Source organism: Segatella copri, assembly GCF_024330485.1.
Lineage (GTDB): Bacteria > Bacteroidota > Bacteroidia > Bacteroidales > Bacteroidaceae > Prevotella > Prevotella copri_L.
On record NZ_JANDWX010000034.1, the window covers coordinates 1 to 14,586 of the forward strand.

General features: G+C 45.9%; 8 protein-coding genes and 1 pseudogene. 2 read left to right on the top strand and 7 right to left on the bottom strand.

The genetic code is table 11. The annotated features are described in order from the left end of the window. Positions 1-275: 275 nt before the first annotated feature. Positions 276-887 carry an HAD family hydrolase gene (locus tag NNC77_RS13825; protein WP_254971391.1) on the top strand — a complete coding sequence of 204 codons (612 nt, stop codon included), beginning with the start codon at positions 276-278 and terminating at the stop codon, positions 885-887. Positions 888-1,409: 522 nt separating this feature from the next. Here the strand turns inward: NNC77_RS13825 and NNC77_RS13830 are convergent. The 7 genes and pseudogenes from NNC77_RS13830 to NNC77_RS13860 all read right to left on the bottom strand — a co-directional run bounded on the left by NNC77_RS13830 (position 1,410) and on the right by NNC77_RS13860 (position 13,185). After that, complete coding sequence (locus tag NNC77_RS13830; protein ID WP_118080185.1) at positions 1,410-2,570, bottom strand: dicarboxylate/amino acid:cation symporter; 1,161 nt, start codon at positions 2,568-2,570, stop codon at positions 1,410-1,412. An 87-nt stretch (positions 2,571-2,657) separates the two neighbouring features. Next, the gene (locus NNC77_RS13835; RefSeq protein WP_254971394.1) at positions 2,658-3,878 is read right to left on the bottom strand and encodes an anaerobic sulfatase-maturation protein; all 1,221 of its coding nucleotides are present in this window, start codon (positions 3,876-3,878) and stop codon (positions 2,658-2,660) included. Between the two features lie 55 nt (positions 3,879-3,933). Continuing rightward, the gene (locus tag NNC77_RS13840; protein WP_437183291.1) at positions 3,934-5,472 is read right to left on the bottom strand and encodes an arylsulfatase; all 1,539 of its coding nucleotides are present in this window, start codon (positions 5,470-5,472) and stop codon (positions 3,934-3,936) included. Positions 5,473-5,692: 220 nt separating this feature from the next. After that, the gene (locus tag NNC77_RS13845; RefSeq protein WP_254971390.1) at positions 5,693-7,402 is read right to left on the bottom strand and encodes a RagB/SusD family nutrient uptake outer membrane protein; all 1,710 of its coding nucleotides are present in this window, start codon (positions 7,400-7,402) and stop codon (positions 5,693-5,695) included. A gap of 28 nt (positions 7,403-7,430) precedes the next feature. Then, entirely contained in the window at positions 7,431-10,430 is a 3,000-nt protein-coding gene (locus NNC77_RS13850) for a SusC/RagA family TonB-linked outer membrane protein (RefSeq protein ID WP_254971388.1), read from the bottom strand. A gap of 55 nt (positions 10,431-10,485) precedes the next feature. After that, positions 10,486-11,928: pseudogene (locus tag NNC77_RS13855) on the bottom strand (alpha-L-fucosidase); the annotation flags it as partial. A 36-nt stretch (positions 11,929-11,964) separates the two neighbouring features. Next, on the bottom strand, positions 11,965-13,185 hold the full coding sequence (locus tag NNC77_RS13860; protein ID WP_254971386.1) for an ROK family protein: 1,221 nt from the start codon (positions 13,183-13,185) through the stop codon (positions 11,965-11,967). 423 nt (positions 13,186-13,608) lie between these two features. Here NNC77_RS13860 and NNC77_RS13865 point away from each other — a divergent pair, with 423 nt between their 5' ends. After that, on the top strand, positions 13,609-14,574 hold the full coding sequence (locus NNC77_RS13865) for an ROK family protein (RefSeq protein WP_234563828.1): 966 nt from the start codon (positions 13,609-13,611) through the stop codon (positions 14,572-14,574). The last annotated feature ends 12 nt before the right edge of the window (positions 14,575-14,586 follow it).

Consider the following 14,586-nt stretch of genomic DNA (forward strand, 5'->3'; position numbering starts at 1 on the left):
CTTATTTTTTGAACACTAATAAACTTACATTTTTTGTCGGACAATCGCTAACATTTTATATAAAACTTTCTTAAAGAATTCTGCAGTTGGGCATTATGCACCAAAATTTGCGAAGAGCCAACATTTCTCATACATAGGCTTTCCTCTTTTACTAATAAATGTTATATTCCCGCCATTCCTTTTCCAAATCATTTGTTCTCTCCCGAATTTACAGTACTTTTGCAGTAAGTATCTGATTAAAGATTAAAAGTGTGATTTATAATAAGGTATAGATTATGCAATACAAGAATATCATATTTGATTTGGGAAATGTCTTGGTGAAGCTCAATCCGGAAGGATGCATCGGGGCTTTCAAGGCGATAGGAATGGGGGAACTGGCTAATCCGAATCCTCAGAGTGAGGGGATGAAGCTGATGAGCAAACTGGGTGTGGGAATGATTACCACCGAAGCATTCTGCGATGCAGCCCGTAAGTTGACTGGAGCTGATGTGACGAATGAAGAGATCATCGATGCTGCCAACAAGATGCTGGTGGAGATTCCTGATGAGAAAAAGAAGCGACTCCTGCAGTTGAAGAAGGCTGGTTACCGCCTCTTCCTCTTGAGCAATACCATTGATATACATTGGGATTATTGCGTGGAGCATCTCTTCCCTTATCAGAACCATGGGGTAGAGGATTATTTCGAGCACTGTTTCCTCTCTCAGCGAATGCATTTGGCTAAGCCTGATGCACGTATCTATGAAGAGGTAGTCAAGCAGGCGAACATCAATCCCGATGAAACTCTCTTCATCGATGATCTGAAGGAAAACTGTGAGGCTGCCGAGAAACTGGGCATCCATACCTTCCAGAACGTGAAGTTCGATGATTGGCTTTCACTTCGATTCTGACTTCTTATCATCTGACAGGAATCCCTATCTTGTTACACACATAATAAAGCGAGAAAAATGATATATATAAATTATTGCCACAAAAACAACATATCCGATAGCAAAATGTCATTTTTAAGGCTAAAAACAAGTGGTTGACCCATATCAAGAAAAACATATTGCAATGATATTTCTCGGCAAAAGATACCGTTATTCAATAAAAAAGTGTTAACTTTGCACTCGTGTTTAAGGAATAACAAATAATAAATTTTAAAAAGGTTAATAATTATGATGACTATTTTTACAATGGCTTTCGCCGCAGTTATGTTTTCAGGTATGGTTCTTTGCATGGGCATGTTCTTGAAACACGTAGTAAACTCAATTCCAGAAATGACTAACATGAGCCATTCTGTTAGCTTGAGCAAGTAAGAATAGAACATACGATATACATAATATATATATGTGAATCACTTTAGAAATAGAGAGAGATTTATATAAAGATGAGGGTGCGTCATAAGTCTGTGACGCACCCTCTTTTATTTTTTATTTATCCTTTCTGAAGATCTTATCCACGACTATAGCAATGGCGCCATCGCCGGTTACATTGCAGGCGGTGCCGAAACTGTCCATCGCAATATAGAGGGCTATCATAAGTGCTTGCATATCAGCATTGAAACCTAAAACTGAGGCTAGCGGACCTAGCGCTGCCATGACGGCTCCTCCCGGAACTCCTGGAGCTGCTACCATGCAGATGGCGAGCACGAAGATGAAGTTGAGAAAGAGAGGAAGATTGCAAGGCATACCATTGATGAGACAGATGGTGAGCGCACAACAGGTAATCTTCATCATTGATCCCGAGAGATGGATGGTGGCACAGAGCGGAATGGTGAATCCGGCAATGCCATCGGTGACGCCGTTTTTCAAGGTCTGCTTCAGTGTTACCGGAATGGTGGCTGCTGATGATGATGTGCCAAGTGCCGTGAAGTAGGCTGGCAACATGTTGAGCAACAGCTTAAAAGGATTCTTGTGGGACAAGCCGCCAGCCAACAGATATTCGTAAAGTAAGATGACGATATGAAGTACGAGAATCACGAGGATAATCTGTGCGAAGACCAGCAGAATGTGGTAGGCTTCGCCGGAGAAAGTCATGCCCAGGAAAATGCCGAAGATATAAAGGGGCAGTAGGGGAATGATGACTTTGGCAATGACACCTGATACGATTTCCTTGAATTCCTGAAAAACGTTCTGCATGGTGCGGCTGCCTTTGTGGGCAATGCCAAGTCCGGCAATGAACGAGAAAACGAGGGCACTCATCACATCTACCATGGCAGGTATCTTGATTTCGAAGAAGGGTTTGAGTTCTTCAGCCTTATCTACTGCCACATGAGCTGAGTTGGCTATCATGTGTGGAAAGAGTGCCGAACCTGTACCATAGGCTAGCAGACCCGCCAGGATGGTGTCGGCAAAGGCGATGCCCACAGTGGCAAGGAGGAGTTTTCCGGCTCCGTGACCGATGTCGGCAATGGCTGGTGTTACGAGACCGATGATGATGAGCGGTATCATAAAGCCCAGAAACTGGCTGAAGATGCCGTTGAAGGTGAGAAACGCTCTGACGGCCGCTTCATTGAAGAAATTGCCGAAGATTACACCCAACAGGATGGCAATGATGATTCTTGCCAATAGTGGCATTTTGATTCTTTTCATATTCGTAAAATTGCTTTTTGCCTGCAAAGGTACGATATTTCTGACTTTTTCCCAAGTATTTTGCTGTTTTTTTAGAATCTGTCATGCTTACTGTACAACTTTCATGATGTTCGAAGGTGGGCGCTGCGACATGAGTTCCTGCTTCATGTAATCCATGTAGGGCGCTACATGCTGATAATAATGGTAATAACCCGGACAGAGATAGTTGAGACCGGAATCGCCATATTTATCTTTCATGAAGCGGTTCTTTGGGCATTCTCCATGACAGGCAAACTCCATGTCACACTCCTTGCACTGGCGGGGAAGAGAACTGTGTTTCAGACGGCTGAACTCCTGTTGCTGCTCGCCATAAAGCATGTCGATGAGCGAATGGTCACGGATATTGCCCAACTTATACTCCGGAAAAACAAAGTGGTCGCAGGAATAAACATCGCCATTGTGCTCCATCACTCCCGCATGACCGCATTCCTTGGAATAAGCACAGATGCCGGGAGAAATACCCATCCAGTTTGCCAGTGTGCAGTCGAAAATCTCAACGAAGATTTTGCCCACATCCTTCCGAACCCATTCATCGAAAATTGCACAGAGAAAGTAGCCCCACTGCTCCGGCGCAACTGATGCCTCGCTCAGCGGAATCTCATTCTTGTCGGCAAGACTTGCCAGGGTACGGCCATCCTCATGTCGGGTCAGTCGCTCAACGATAGGTGTGAACTGCAGAAACTGACAGCCGTTTTCCTTGAAGAAGCGGTAGAACTCCAGCGGATGATTGGCATTATAGGTATTCACCACCGCCATCGCATTCCATTCCACCCCGTGTTTCTTCAGCAGTTTGATGCCTTGCATCACCTTCTTCCACGATGTTTTTCCCGCAGCCGTCAGCCGGTAATGGTCATGATCAGGCTGCGGACCATCGATAGAGATGCCTACCAGCCAATGGTTCTGGGCGAAAAACTCGCACCATTCATCGGTCAGCAACGTGCCGTTGGTCTGAATTACGTTGTCGATGCACCTGCCTCCAGCATACTTTTGCTGTAGGGATAAAGCCTTGCGGTAGAAGTCGATGGAGCGCAGCAGAGGCTCGCCACCATGCCAGGTGAAGAGCACCTGGTTCATGGTTTGCGCCTCAATATATTCTCGGGTAAACTGTTCCAGCATTTCATCGCTCATCAGATGTCGCTGAGCAGTGGGATAGAGCTTGTTCTTCTCCAGATAATAACAGTATTTGCATGCCAGGTTGCAATGGGCACCCGCAGGCTTCAGCATTACATAGAGTGGCTTGGCAAAGGGATTAGCTATGTTGTCGTTCATCATTTTTTCTTGAATCTAGTTGTAATCTCTATCTCTCTGTAACCGGGAGAGAAAATCAGAACTTAGGCAGCGTAATTTCGAAATCCTTGCTGTCTCGATGCTCCTTTCTGATGGCAGCCAGGAGTTCGGTAAGAATCTTAGGATGTTCTGCCGCCACATTATGGTCTTCGTGGATATCGGAAGCCAGATTATAGAGCCGCGGCTCGCCTTTTACTACCACCAGTTTCCAGTCGCCCTTTCTCACGCCAATCTGGTCGGTTTCGTGAAATTCCCAGTACAGGTAATCGTGATGTTTCTGCTCTGCATCCTTGCCCAGAAGGGTAGGAGCGATAGAGATTCCGTCGAAACCATCACCAGCCAACTTTCTGTTGGTATAACGCTTGGCAAAGTTTCTGATGCCAGCCAAATCGCAGAAAGTAGGCAGCAGGTCGTAAAAGGCAAACTGGGTATCGTTCACCGCTCCTGCCTTGATATGCTCAGGCCACCAGGCGATAAATGGTATGCGGATGCCGCCTTCGTAGCACTGGCGCTTCAGACCTTTCAACTTACCGTCACGACCGAAGAACTCTGGATCAGCACCACCTTCTTCATGCGGCCCGTTATCTGAAGTAAAGATGACAACGGTATTCCTGTCGAGTCCCTTCTCCTTCAGCTTGGCGAAGATTTCGCCCACATACTGGTCCAGTCGGGTAATCATTCCGGCAAACAGTGCATGGGTATGAACCGCAGCGTTGTATCTCGAATCTTCCCATCCGCCCCAGGTTTTATCGGTAAAGAACTGTTTCTGGTAATTCTCTAGAATAGAGTCTTCCGGCTGGGCTAGTTCGGCATGCGGCAGGGTATAGGTAAGGAATCCTACGAAAGGATGTTCCTTATCCTGTCTGTCAATCCATTCCAGTGCCTTGTCGTGGATGATGCGGGCAGAATACTGTTTGCGCTTGAAATAATCCTTGCCGAACATCGAATGCTGGATGTTCTGTTCCATTACCTCTCTTATCACCGCTGTATCTCCCATTGTACGACTGTAGCGGTTCAGGAAGTTAGGATAATAGAGATGAGCCTGAAACTGGCAGATATAGCCATAGAATTCGTCCACGCCACGCTTGTCGGGAGTAGAAGCTGAACCTTCATATCCGCCAGCCCATTTCCCGAATACGCCGGTTCTATATCCTTTGTCCTTCATGATTTCGGGCAGAATCTTATGCTGCGGGTCGTAAGGTTCCTGTCCTACGACAGAATACTCCTCGTTGTTGCCATATTTTACCATTGGCACACCTCTCCAGTATTCCTTGTTCCCACGCACATGTGTATGTCCCGTATGCTGACCAGTCATGAGGGTAGCTCTCGACGGAGCCGAGACGGGAGAACCGGCATAAGCCTGGGTGAATCTCATCCCCTCCTGCGCCATCCGGTCTATATTAGGTGTGTGGATATAAGGTTGGCCGTAACAAGCCAGATCGCCATATCCCATGTCGTCACACAGTATGAAGAGAATGTTGGGCGGGGTGTTTTGGGTGAAGAGAGATAGCGGCAAGGCTTGCAGGGCAGCCATCGCCAGCAAAGATCGGTTGAAAGGTTGATAATTATTAGCCATAATGTTTTGTATTAAGTTATATCTTGCAAAGGTACGCTGAATATTCGTAATTACCAAAAAAATCGGGATATTTCTTAAGAGTATTTCTCTTATTCTCATAAAAAACAGTGCCCTTCCTGTTTCACGACAGAAAGGGCACACAACCTAGTCTATTCTCGTACATGATGTGTTGACATAACATAGAATAGTTGATTTCTTATGAATTGATTACTTAAAAAGTTTACCTCTTCAAGTTTGGGTTCTTCTCACCGTCGGTTGTTGGATATGGACAGTAAATTCTATCCTCAGACCAAGTACCCTTAACGGTAACGCTCTCCTTGGCAGTATATTCCTTGCCACCCTCTTTCGCAACAACGATAGGAGCATTGGCAACGCGATACTCGAAGTTCTTCTTGAGCTCGTCCATACGGAGCTCATCTGAACGGCGGGTAACCATAGATACCCAGTTACCTGCAACTTCCCATCCGTGTTCGATGTAGCAAGCCTCAGCAAGCTGGGCAGCGCTCATGTTGTCGATCTTTACGGTAGTTCCGTCGCCAAGTGTCACATTTTCAACATCTGTTACGGCACGGCTGCGAACCTGCTTCAAGCAGTTCTTAGCTTCTGTCAAGTCAGAGAGGCCTGCACGGGCTGCACTCTCAGCATACCAGAGGAGAACCTCTGAATAGCGGATGAGGTTATGACGGCGGTCATTAACCATACCCTTATAGTTGATTCCCATGTAATCGTATGGCTGTTTGAGCATATTACCCTTTTCGTCAGCATTGACAGTGAAGATAGTGAACATAGGGTGATAAGCATCTACGACAGGTTTGCCATTGTTGTCAAGTTCCCACCAGTAAACGGCCTTGCTGATCTTATCCTTTTTAACTTCCTTATCGCCGATTTTCTCAGTGATAGTCTCCTGGAATGTAACTTTAGGAGCATAAATAGCATTCTTGCGAGGTCCCTCTGGATATCTCTTCCAGAAAGCAATTTCGCCCCAGGCGTCACCCCAGCCACCATCGCCGAGACCTTCGAAGCGACAGCAGGAAGAAAGCTGTGAGTCATGATCCCACCAACCCTTGGCATCGTTGTTGATACCGAGCACGGTCTCCATGTTGTAATTGTTACCCATAGAGTAAACTTCCTTCCAGTCTGGGTTCAAGATGAAGCCATAAGTACCATTGTTGGTGATGACATCCTTAGCCAACTCAGCAGCGAGCTTATAGTATTCTGTTCCCTTATTGAGCGGATAACCTGCCATTGACATATAAACTGCTGCCAAGGTAGACTGTGCAGCCTGTTTGGTAGCCCAAACGTCAACTCCGAACAAGCGGGCAGGCTCCTTGTCATAACCTGTAGGAAGTTCGTTGATGGCATCCTTCAAGTCTTGAACGATCAATTCGTATACTTTCTCAATCTCAGATGGCTGAGCATCAAACTGTTCTATGTTGGTCTTAGTGATAATAGGCAATTTGCCGAATACACGTACCAGATAGTAGTACGAGTAAGCACGCCAGAAGTGAGCGTTTCCCAATGCGGTAGCAATCTTAGCTTTATCACCAGGAAATTTCTCAGAGCCCTCGATAATCAGATTGGCAGTCTTGATAACTGCATAATGCTGAGTCCAGGCTTCTGTAACACCCTTGTTGGCACCATCAGAATCAAATGCATCGAGCGCAGCACAAGCCTGCTTGTTGGAACCAGGGTTAGCTGTGATATCGTCTCCCTGCCACTGTGGATACATAGGGTTAGTCCAACTTTGTGTCTGATTCACTTTATCGTACAGCGTATTAACGCCTGCGGTGTAGTCGTCTTCGATGGTATAGAATGTTTCTGGATTCAACTGACCCTTTGGATCCTCATCCAGGAAATCGCCACATGATGTGAGTGACAACATGGAAGCTGCCATGAAGCAACCTGTATATAATAATTTCTTAGTTTTCATAATTCTTACAGTTTTTAGATTGTTGAATTTAGAAGGTTACACGAACACCCATTGTGATGGTACGAGGATTAGGATAAGCACCCATATCCAAACCATTATCACGGTCTACGTTGGCATCACTGAAAGAAGCACCTGCTGGGTCAATACCCTTATAACCTGTGATGGTGAAGAGGTTCTGAGCTGAGAGTGAAAGACGGATGTCTGCCAACTTGGTTACGCTGCGTGGGAATGTATAAGCTACGCTGATATTCTCACAACGGAAGTAGTCGGCATTCTCGAGCCACTTGTCTGAATTACCATAGTTCTTGTTCTCTGCACCGATGGTAGGCATTGTTACACCTATATTACTGAAATGCTCCTTGTCTGTAACGAATCTTGAAGCACCAACCTCTGCATTCATTGCGAAACGTACGATATTCAAACGTTTTGCACCGAAGGCTGCATTGCAGAATATGTTGAAGTCCCAGTTCTTATAGGTAATGGTGTTGTTCCAGCCTAATGTGACATCAGGATTTGAGCGACCCAATACGAAACGGTCTGTACCTGCATTTGGAGAAGCAGTCTTGGTTCCGTCTGCTGCATAATACATGTCTACATACTGTCCCTTGTCGTTCTTTTCTACTCCAGCCCACTTGAATCCGTAGAATGTACCGATAGCTTCACCTTCCTTGATGATAGTACATGGGTCAACAGTACCAGGAGCTGGCTTCTCACCATAAATGATAGGCTCATCGGCTGTCATCTTGGTTACCTTGTTCTTGATGTAGCTGGCATTCAAGGTAGATGACCATGACCAATCCTTGGTCTGGATAATCTGACCATTGATGGTTACGTCAACACCCTTGTTGTTTACCTCACCGGCATTTACCCAATATCTGGTTCCGCCCAGGTAGCCAGGAGCTGCCGTCTGCAAAAGAGCATCCTTGGTGGTCTTGTTGAAGTAGTCGAAACTGATGTTCAAACGGTTACCGAAGAAACCGAGGTCAACACCGAGGTCAAACTGGTGAACCTTCTCCCAGGTCAGGTCTGGTGTAGCAAAACTGTTTGCCCAGTAACCTGTATAAGACTGGTTTGTTCCGTATGAGAAACCTGTTGATTCCAAAGTTCCAAGAGTAGAATAAGGAGCGATGTCCTGATTACCTATGATACCATAGCTGGCACGGATCTTCATGTATTCTACTGCATTTCTGATAGGCTCCCAGAACTTTTCGTTAGATACAGTCCAAGCACCTGCGATAGATGGGAAGTAACCCCACTTCTTGTTGGTGAAACGGCTGGAACCATCGGCACGGAATGTACCGGTCAGCATGTAGCGGTCGGCATAGTTGTACATGACGCGGGCAACGCCAGAGAGCATGGTCCACTTGCTGTAACCATTAGTCGGATTCTTGGAAGCTGCATCCTGGATATTCCAGTAACCTAACTGCTCGTGGGCAATACCGGTACCGGTCATTTGCATTTTGCGAACCTCGTTAGAAGAAACTTCCCATACACCGGTAGCTGTCAATGCGTGCTCGCCCCACTTGCCCATGTAAGTCAAATTGTTGGTAGACTGCAAAGCGGTTACTGTAGCATCGCCATTTGTCATGGAGTTACCTGAAACATTTACTCTGGTTGAAGTGAAGTTGTACCACTTATAATCATTATAGTCGATACCGTTGGTGGTAGTGAATGTCAAGCCTTTGAGAAGGTTGAACTTCAAGTCAATGTGACCTGTTACCATGGTACGCTTGCGGTCGTTGTCGCCATCATGGAGAATACCGTAAGGGTTGTTCTGAATATTGTTGTAAGGGTCCACATTGTAGTTGCCGTTAGGTGCCATCATTTCCATCGTTGGAGAGTAGTTCAAGCCTACCCAGATAGGGTTAGACTGGTTCTGCGCAAAACCTGCACCAGAGTTGTCGGTCTGAGCAAGGTTGATATCGGTGGTCATCTCTAACCAGTCGAAAATCTTATTGTGCATGTTAGCCTTGATGGCGTAACGTCTTGATTTTGTATCTGTGATAACACCCTTCTGGTCCATATAGTTGGCAGAGAAGTAGGTCTGAGTCTTCTCATTGCCCTGAGAAACTGCTACCTTATAGTTCTGGGTGATTCCAGTCTGGAGCAACTCGTCCATCCAGTCGATACCTGGTTTGGTTCCGTCAAGATAACCTTGCATGGCACTCTTGGCTACACCTTTGTAGTCAATCAAAGCCTGTGCATATTCTTTGGTTCCCATTACCTCAGGAATGTGGTAAGCGTTAGAGATACCGAAACTTGCATCGAATGTTACCTGGGTAGCACCGGCAGAACCGCTCTTGGTCTGTACCATAACTACACCATTGGCACCGCGGGCACCATAGATGGCGGTAGAAGATGCGTCCTTCAATACCTGGATGCTTTGGATATCTTCTGGGCTGATACCCTCAAGACCTGTCTCGCGAACGATACCGTCTACTACGTAGAGAGGGTCGTTGCTCTTGTTTACGGAACTGGTACCACGTACACGAATCTTCATGGCTCCACCAGGAACACCGCTTGACATTACCTGTACACCAGACATACGTCCGTTGAGGGCATCCTCAACACGTGCAACAGGCTGGTCCTTGAAATTCTTGCTGTCCAAAACTGCCACAGAACCTGCCAAGTCAGCCTTCTTTACTGTACCGTAACCGATGACTACGGTCTCTTCAAGCATGTTGGCATCATCCTGCAAAGTGATGTTGAGCGGACTACCGCTCCATGTGAGGGTCTGTGATTTGTAACCCACATAAGTGATAGTAAGTTTGGCACCCTTTTCGATGTTGCTGAGGGTGAAGTTACCATCCAGGTCAGTTACGGTTCCACCGGTCTTACCTTCGATTCTGATGGTAGCGCCGATGATAGGTTCTCCGGTAGCGTCTTTAACAGTACCTGTACATGAGTTTTGCTGCTGGGTAGCTGTAGCAATGGTAGAATTGCTTTGAGCAGCCAATGCAGAAACAGTGCAAAGAGGTGACATCGCACCTAAAAGCGCTGCAAAATACAAATTTGCTCTTTTGTTCATAGGGCTATTATTTATTGTTAGTTATAAAATTTTTCGTACTTCTTTCTAGTTATTAGAATGCTGAAACAGAGTTTATACAAGGGCATCCCTTTGCATCGTCGATTACGATGCGGATGCCACTTGTAGTAATCTTATCGAAGCGAAGTATTCGCTTGTAGCCGATAGTGGTAGTCTCTTCCTTAGGGTCGAGCCTTACCCAGTTTTTGCCTTGTTGGTAATAGATTGAGAAGGCTTTTACGCGCTGCCCCAGAGGTATGTATTCCTGGAGCATGAGGCGTGTGATAGATTTTGGCTTTCCGAGTTGAAACTCGATATAGGCATCTTTTTTCTTTTTAGAAGCCCAGAAGGTGTCATACTGGCCGTCTGTGATATTCTTGCCAATGTGCTTGCCTTGCTGGCTGTCTACTTTAGGTGTGATGCCTTTCAGTAGATTGACAGATAATTCTTGTCGGATTTTCCTGTGGAAGTTTACTGCATTTGCAGAGTCGATAGGGTGGATGAGTCCATCTTTGTCTACCGGGAAGTTGAGCAACATGGTAGCGTTGTGTCCTACACTCTTGTAGTAGAGATCGCACAGGTCTTCAACGGTTTTTACCTTACTGTCTTCTTTCTCATGGTAGAACCATCCCGGACGGATAGAAACATCGCACTCAGCTGGTGTCCACTGGTCGCCGTCTTCCCATCCAAACTGCAACTGTTTGTAGTCTTTGAAGCCTGGATAGACGGTGTTGGATGGTATTGTAGACCAGCAGGTCTCGCCTGCAAATCCATTTTCATTTCCTACCCATCGGCATCCCGGTCCGCCATCACCGAAAAGAATGGCATTGGGTTGTAAACTGTCAACAATTTCGAAAATTCTAGGAAAATTGTAGTAGTTCCTTCTGTCGATGGTTCTGCTTTCTTCGGCACCTCCGTACCAGCCGTCTCCTCCGTTGGCTCCGTCAAACCATACTTCGAAAAGTTCACCGTAGTTGCTCAGAAGTTCCTTGAGCTGGCGCTGGTAGAGCTTCAGGTAGTAGGGAGAACCGTAGCTTGCCTGGTGTCTGTCCCAAGGCGAGAGGTAAACTCCGAATTTCAAACCGTATTTCTTACATGCTTGGGAGAGTTCTCCTACCACATCACCTTCACCATTCTTATAAGGTGTGTTGCGGATGCAGTAATCTGTGGTGCGTGTAGGCCAGAGGCAGAAGCCGTCGTGATGTTTGGCAGTAATGATGACTCCTTTCATGCCCGCAGCAACCAGAGTTCTTGCCCATTGTTCGCAATCCAGTTTCTTAGGATTGAAGGTCTTTACATCCGAATTTCCGTATCCCCATTCCTTATCATTGAAGGTGTTGAGGCCGAAATGGATAAAAGCATAGGTTTCCAGTTTCTGCCATGCCATCTGCTTGGCGGTTGGCACAGGTTGGATGGGGTCTACCTGGCTGTAGGTGCGCTGGGCAGCAGCTGTTATGGCTGCCAGCCCCAGGCATAGTGCAACAAGAAGAGACTTCTTCATACTTAAAATAGGTTTTGTATTGGTTGTTTAAATTCCTTATTTGTCGATGTTCTCATTCAGAAACCGGTATCTTGCCATCAGACAGGCTCCCGTGATTCCTGCAAGACCTTTCAGACTTGAGGTAACGATTTTAGAATCCTCATTCATGATGTTGAGAGAGAATTTCTTGATACCCATCTTTACCGGTAGCGTGAGGTAGTCGCCTGTAACCGACATTTCTCCTCCGATGACCAGCATTTCTGGGTTGAAGATGTTGATGACTCCTGCCAGCTGTTTGCCAAGTTCATCTGCTATGCGTTGCAGTGTGGCAAGGCTCAGTACATCTTCCTTAGCTATGGCGTCCAGGATATCCTGGAGTGATAGGTCTTCATTCTTTTTCAGAACTCTTTCAGAGAGGATGGAAGTCTTTCCTTCCTTTATCTTCTCGATGAGTTTCCTTTTGAGTGCTCTGCCCGAAACTTCTGTTTCTATGCAACCAATCTTGCCGCAGTGGCAGATGATGTTGTTGTTGTAGGCAGTCATGTGACCGAATTCGCCAGAATATCCCGACTTGCCGTAATAGAGTTTGCCGTCGATGATGATTCCGATCCCGATGCCCCAGCATACGTTCACGAAGATGGCGTCTTTCAGGCCTTTGCACTGTCCCTTAATCAACTCAGCGAAAGCCATGCTCCGGGTATCGTTCTCGATACATACAGGTAGCTGTATGAGTTGAGTCAGCTTGTCGGTCAATGATTCTTTCAGGAAGGTGAACATGTTGTAGGCATTTCCCTGTCCAGGATTCACGCGCTCAGCCACGTTCACGCAAACTTGAAGAATTTCTTCTCTTGAAACAGGAAGGCTTTCGATAAACTCATTGATGATTCTGCTTATCTCTTCCAGGTTTTCAGGAGAGTTCTCATATACGTAAGGCACTCTTGTTTTTTCGGTAATCAGATTGCCTGCGAAGTCGCTTGCTGCAAGTGCCAGGCAGTTCATCTCAGGATTGACGCCGATGAAGTAGCCTGCTGTTGGAACGAGGTCGTAAACCATCGGGATGCGTCCCGAAGAATTGTCTTTCTTTCCAATCTCTCTGGCGAGTCCTTCTTTTATCAACTCGTTGAGGGCACTTGTTGTTGTCGGTAAGCTAACTCCGATAGCCTTCGACATCTCTGGGATGGTGGAGGCTCCGTGAGAGATAAACTGCTCCAGGAGCTTGCCCTGAGCTGAGGGCTTTTTATTTATCTTTCTAAGATATTTTATTAAGTCAGCTTTCATAACTAATATTTTTTAGTTGCAAAGATAAGGTTTTTCTGTATTGGTGCAATATTTTTGCTGTTAATAAAACTTAAACGACGAAAAATAGTATACTTTTCGTCGTTTTCGGACATCTTGTTTTCTTCTATACCTTATTATATATAGAGAGGTTGGATACGTAAGTGCACAAAAGGGGGTTACACTTAATCGGCATCAGATGCGAACAAAGTACAGGTATTTCAGCCGTAAGGAGACTTAAAGTATAAAAAATGTTTCTGTTTTAGAAATATTAACGCTATTTTCATTGTTGTGTTTGATAAAACTAGTAACTTTGCAAAATAAAATATTTTAGTAACGAACTGAGCGTTAATAAAGAATTTAATAAATGAAAGTTTGTATCGCTCCTCGTTATTTTTCGATTTTAACCTATTAATTAAAAGAAGTATGGAATACGATGTAAAGTCTTTAGTGATTGGCTTGGATTTGGGTGGAACCAATTCCGTTTTCGGCATCGTTGATGGGGACGGAGAAATAATAGCTACAACCTCAATCAAGACCCAGACATTCCAATGCGTGGAACAATACGTAGAGGAGTCGGTAAAAGCTGTGATGCAGATAGTAGAACAGGTAGGTGGTATGGAGAAAATTCGTGCCATGGGCATCGGTGCGCCTTGTGGTAACTATTACAAGGGGACCATTGAAAATGCAGCAAACCTGGTATGGGCAAAGGGTATTGTACCGCTGGCTGACATGTTCTCAGAGAAACTGGGCATTCCGGTTGCTATTACCAATGATGCAAATGCAGCTGCTATGGGAGAAATGAAATATGGTGCTGCGGTTGGCATGAAAAACTTCGTAGAACTCACTCTCGGAACAGGCGTAGGATCGGGTATCGTGGCTAACGGGCAGCTGATTTATGGTTGCGACGGTTTCGCCGGTGAGTTGGGACACATGGTAGTGGATCCTGACGGTAGACCATGCGGCTGTGGCAGAAAGGGCTGTCTGGAGACCTACTGTTCGGCTACAGGCGTGGTCCGTACTACCTTAGCCATGCTCGAAGCATCAACCGTGGCAACTGAGCTGAGAAATATTCCAAGGGAAGAAATTACATCTTATGCAGTTTATAAGGCAGCCATGGCAGGAGATACACTGGCACAGGAAGTGTTCAGACAAACCGGTACAAGAATCGGCAAGGCCTGTGCAGAGATAGCTACCTTTCTGAGCCCGGAGGCTTTTATCTTCTTCGGAGGATTGGCACAGGCTGGCAATCTGCTCTTCCGTCCTATTGAAGAAGCATATAACGAACATGTGCTCTCATTATATAAAGGTAAGGCTAAGTTCCTGATGAGCGGACTGGATGGTGCCAAGGCTGCCATCCTAGGTGCTGCAGCAATGGCATCTGAACTCTAATCCGTCATTTTA

Coding starts and splice junctions, on each gene's coding strand:
- NNC77_RS13850 (WP_254971388.1), bottom strand. CDS start 10,430: ATGAACAAAAGAGCAAATTTGTATTTTGCAGCGCTTTTAGGTGCGATG.
- NNC77_RS13865 (WP_234563828.1), top strand. CDS start 13,609: ATGGAATACGATGTAAAGTCTTTAGTGATTGGCTTGGATTTGGGTGGA.
- NNC77_RS13830 (WP_118080185.1), bottom strand. CDS start 2,570: ATGAAAAGAATCAAAATGCCACTATTGGCAAGAATCATCATTGCCATC.
- NNC77_RS13840 (WP_437183291.1), bottom strand. CDS start 5,472: ATGGCTAATAATTATCAACCTTTCAACCGATCTTTGCTGGCGATGGCT.
- NNC77_RS13835 (WP_254971394.1), bottom strand. CDS start 3,878: ATGAACGACAACATAGCTAATCCCTTTGCCAAGCCACTCTATGTAATG.
- NNC77_RS13825 (WP_254971391.1), top strand. CDS start 276: ATGCAATACAAGAATATCATATTTGATTTGGGAAATGTCTTGGTGAAG.
- NNC77_RS13860 (WP_254971386.1), bottom strand. CDS start 13,185: ATGAAAGCTGACTTAATAAAATATCTTAGAAAGATAAATAAAAAGCCC.
- NNC77_RS13845 (WP_254971390.1), bottom strand. CDS start 7,402: ATGAAAACTAAGAAATTATTATATACAGGTTGCTTCATGGCAGCTTCC.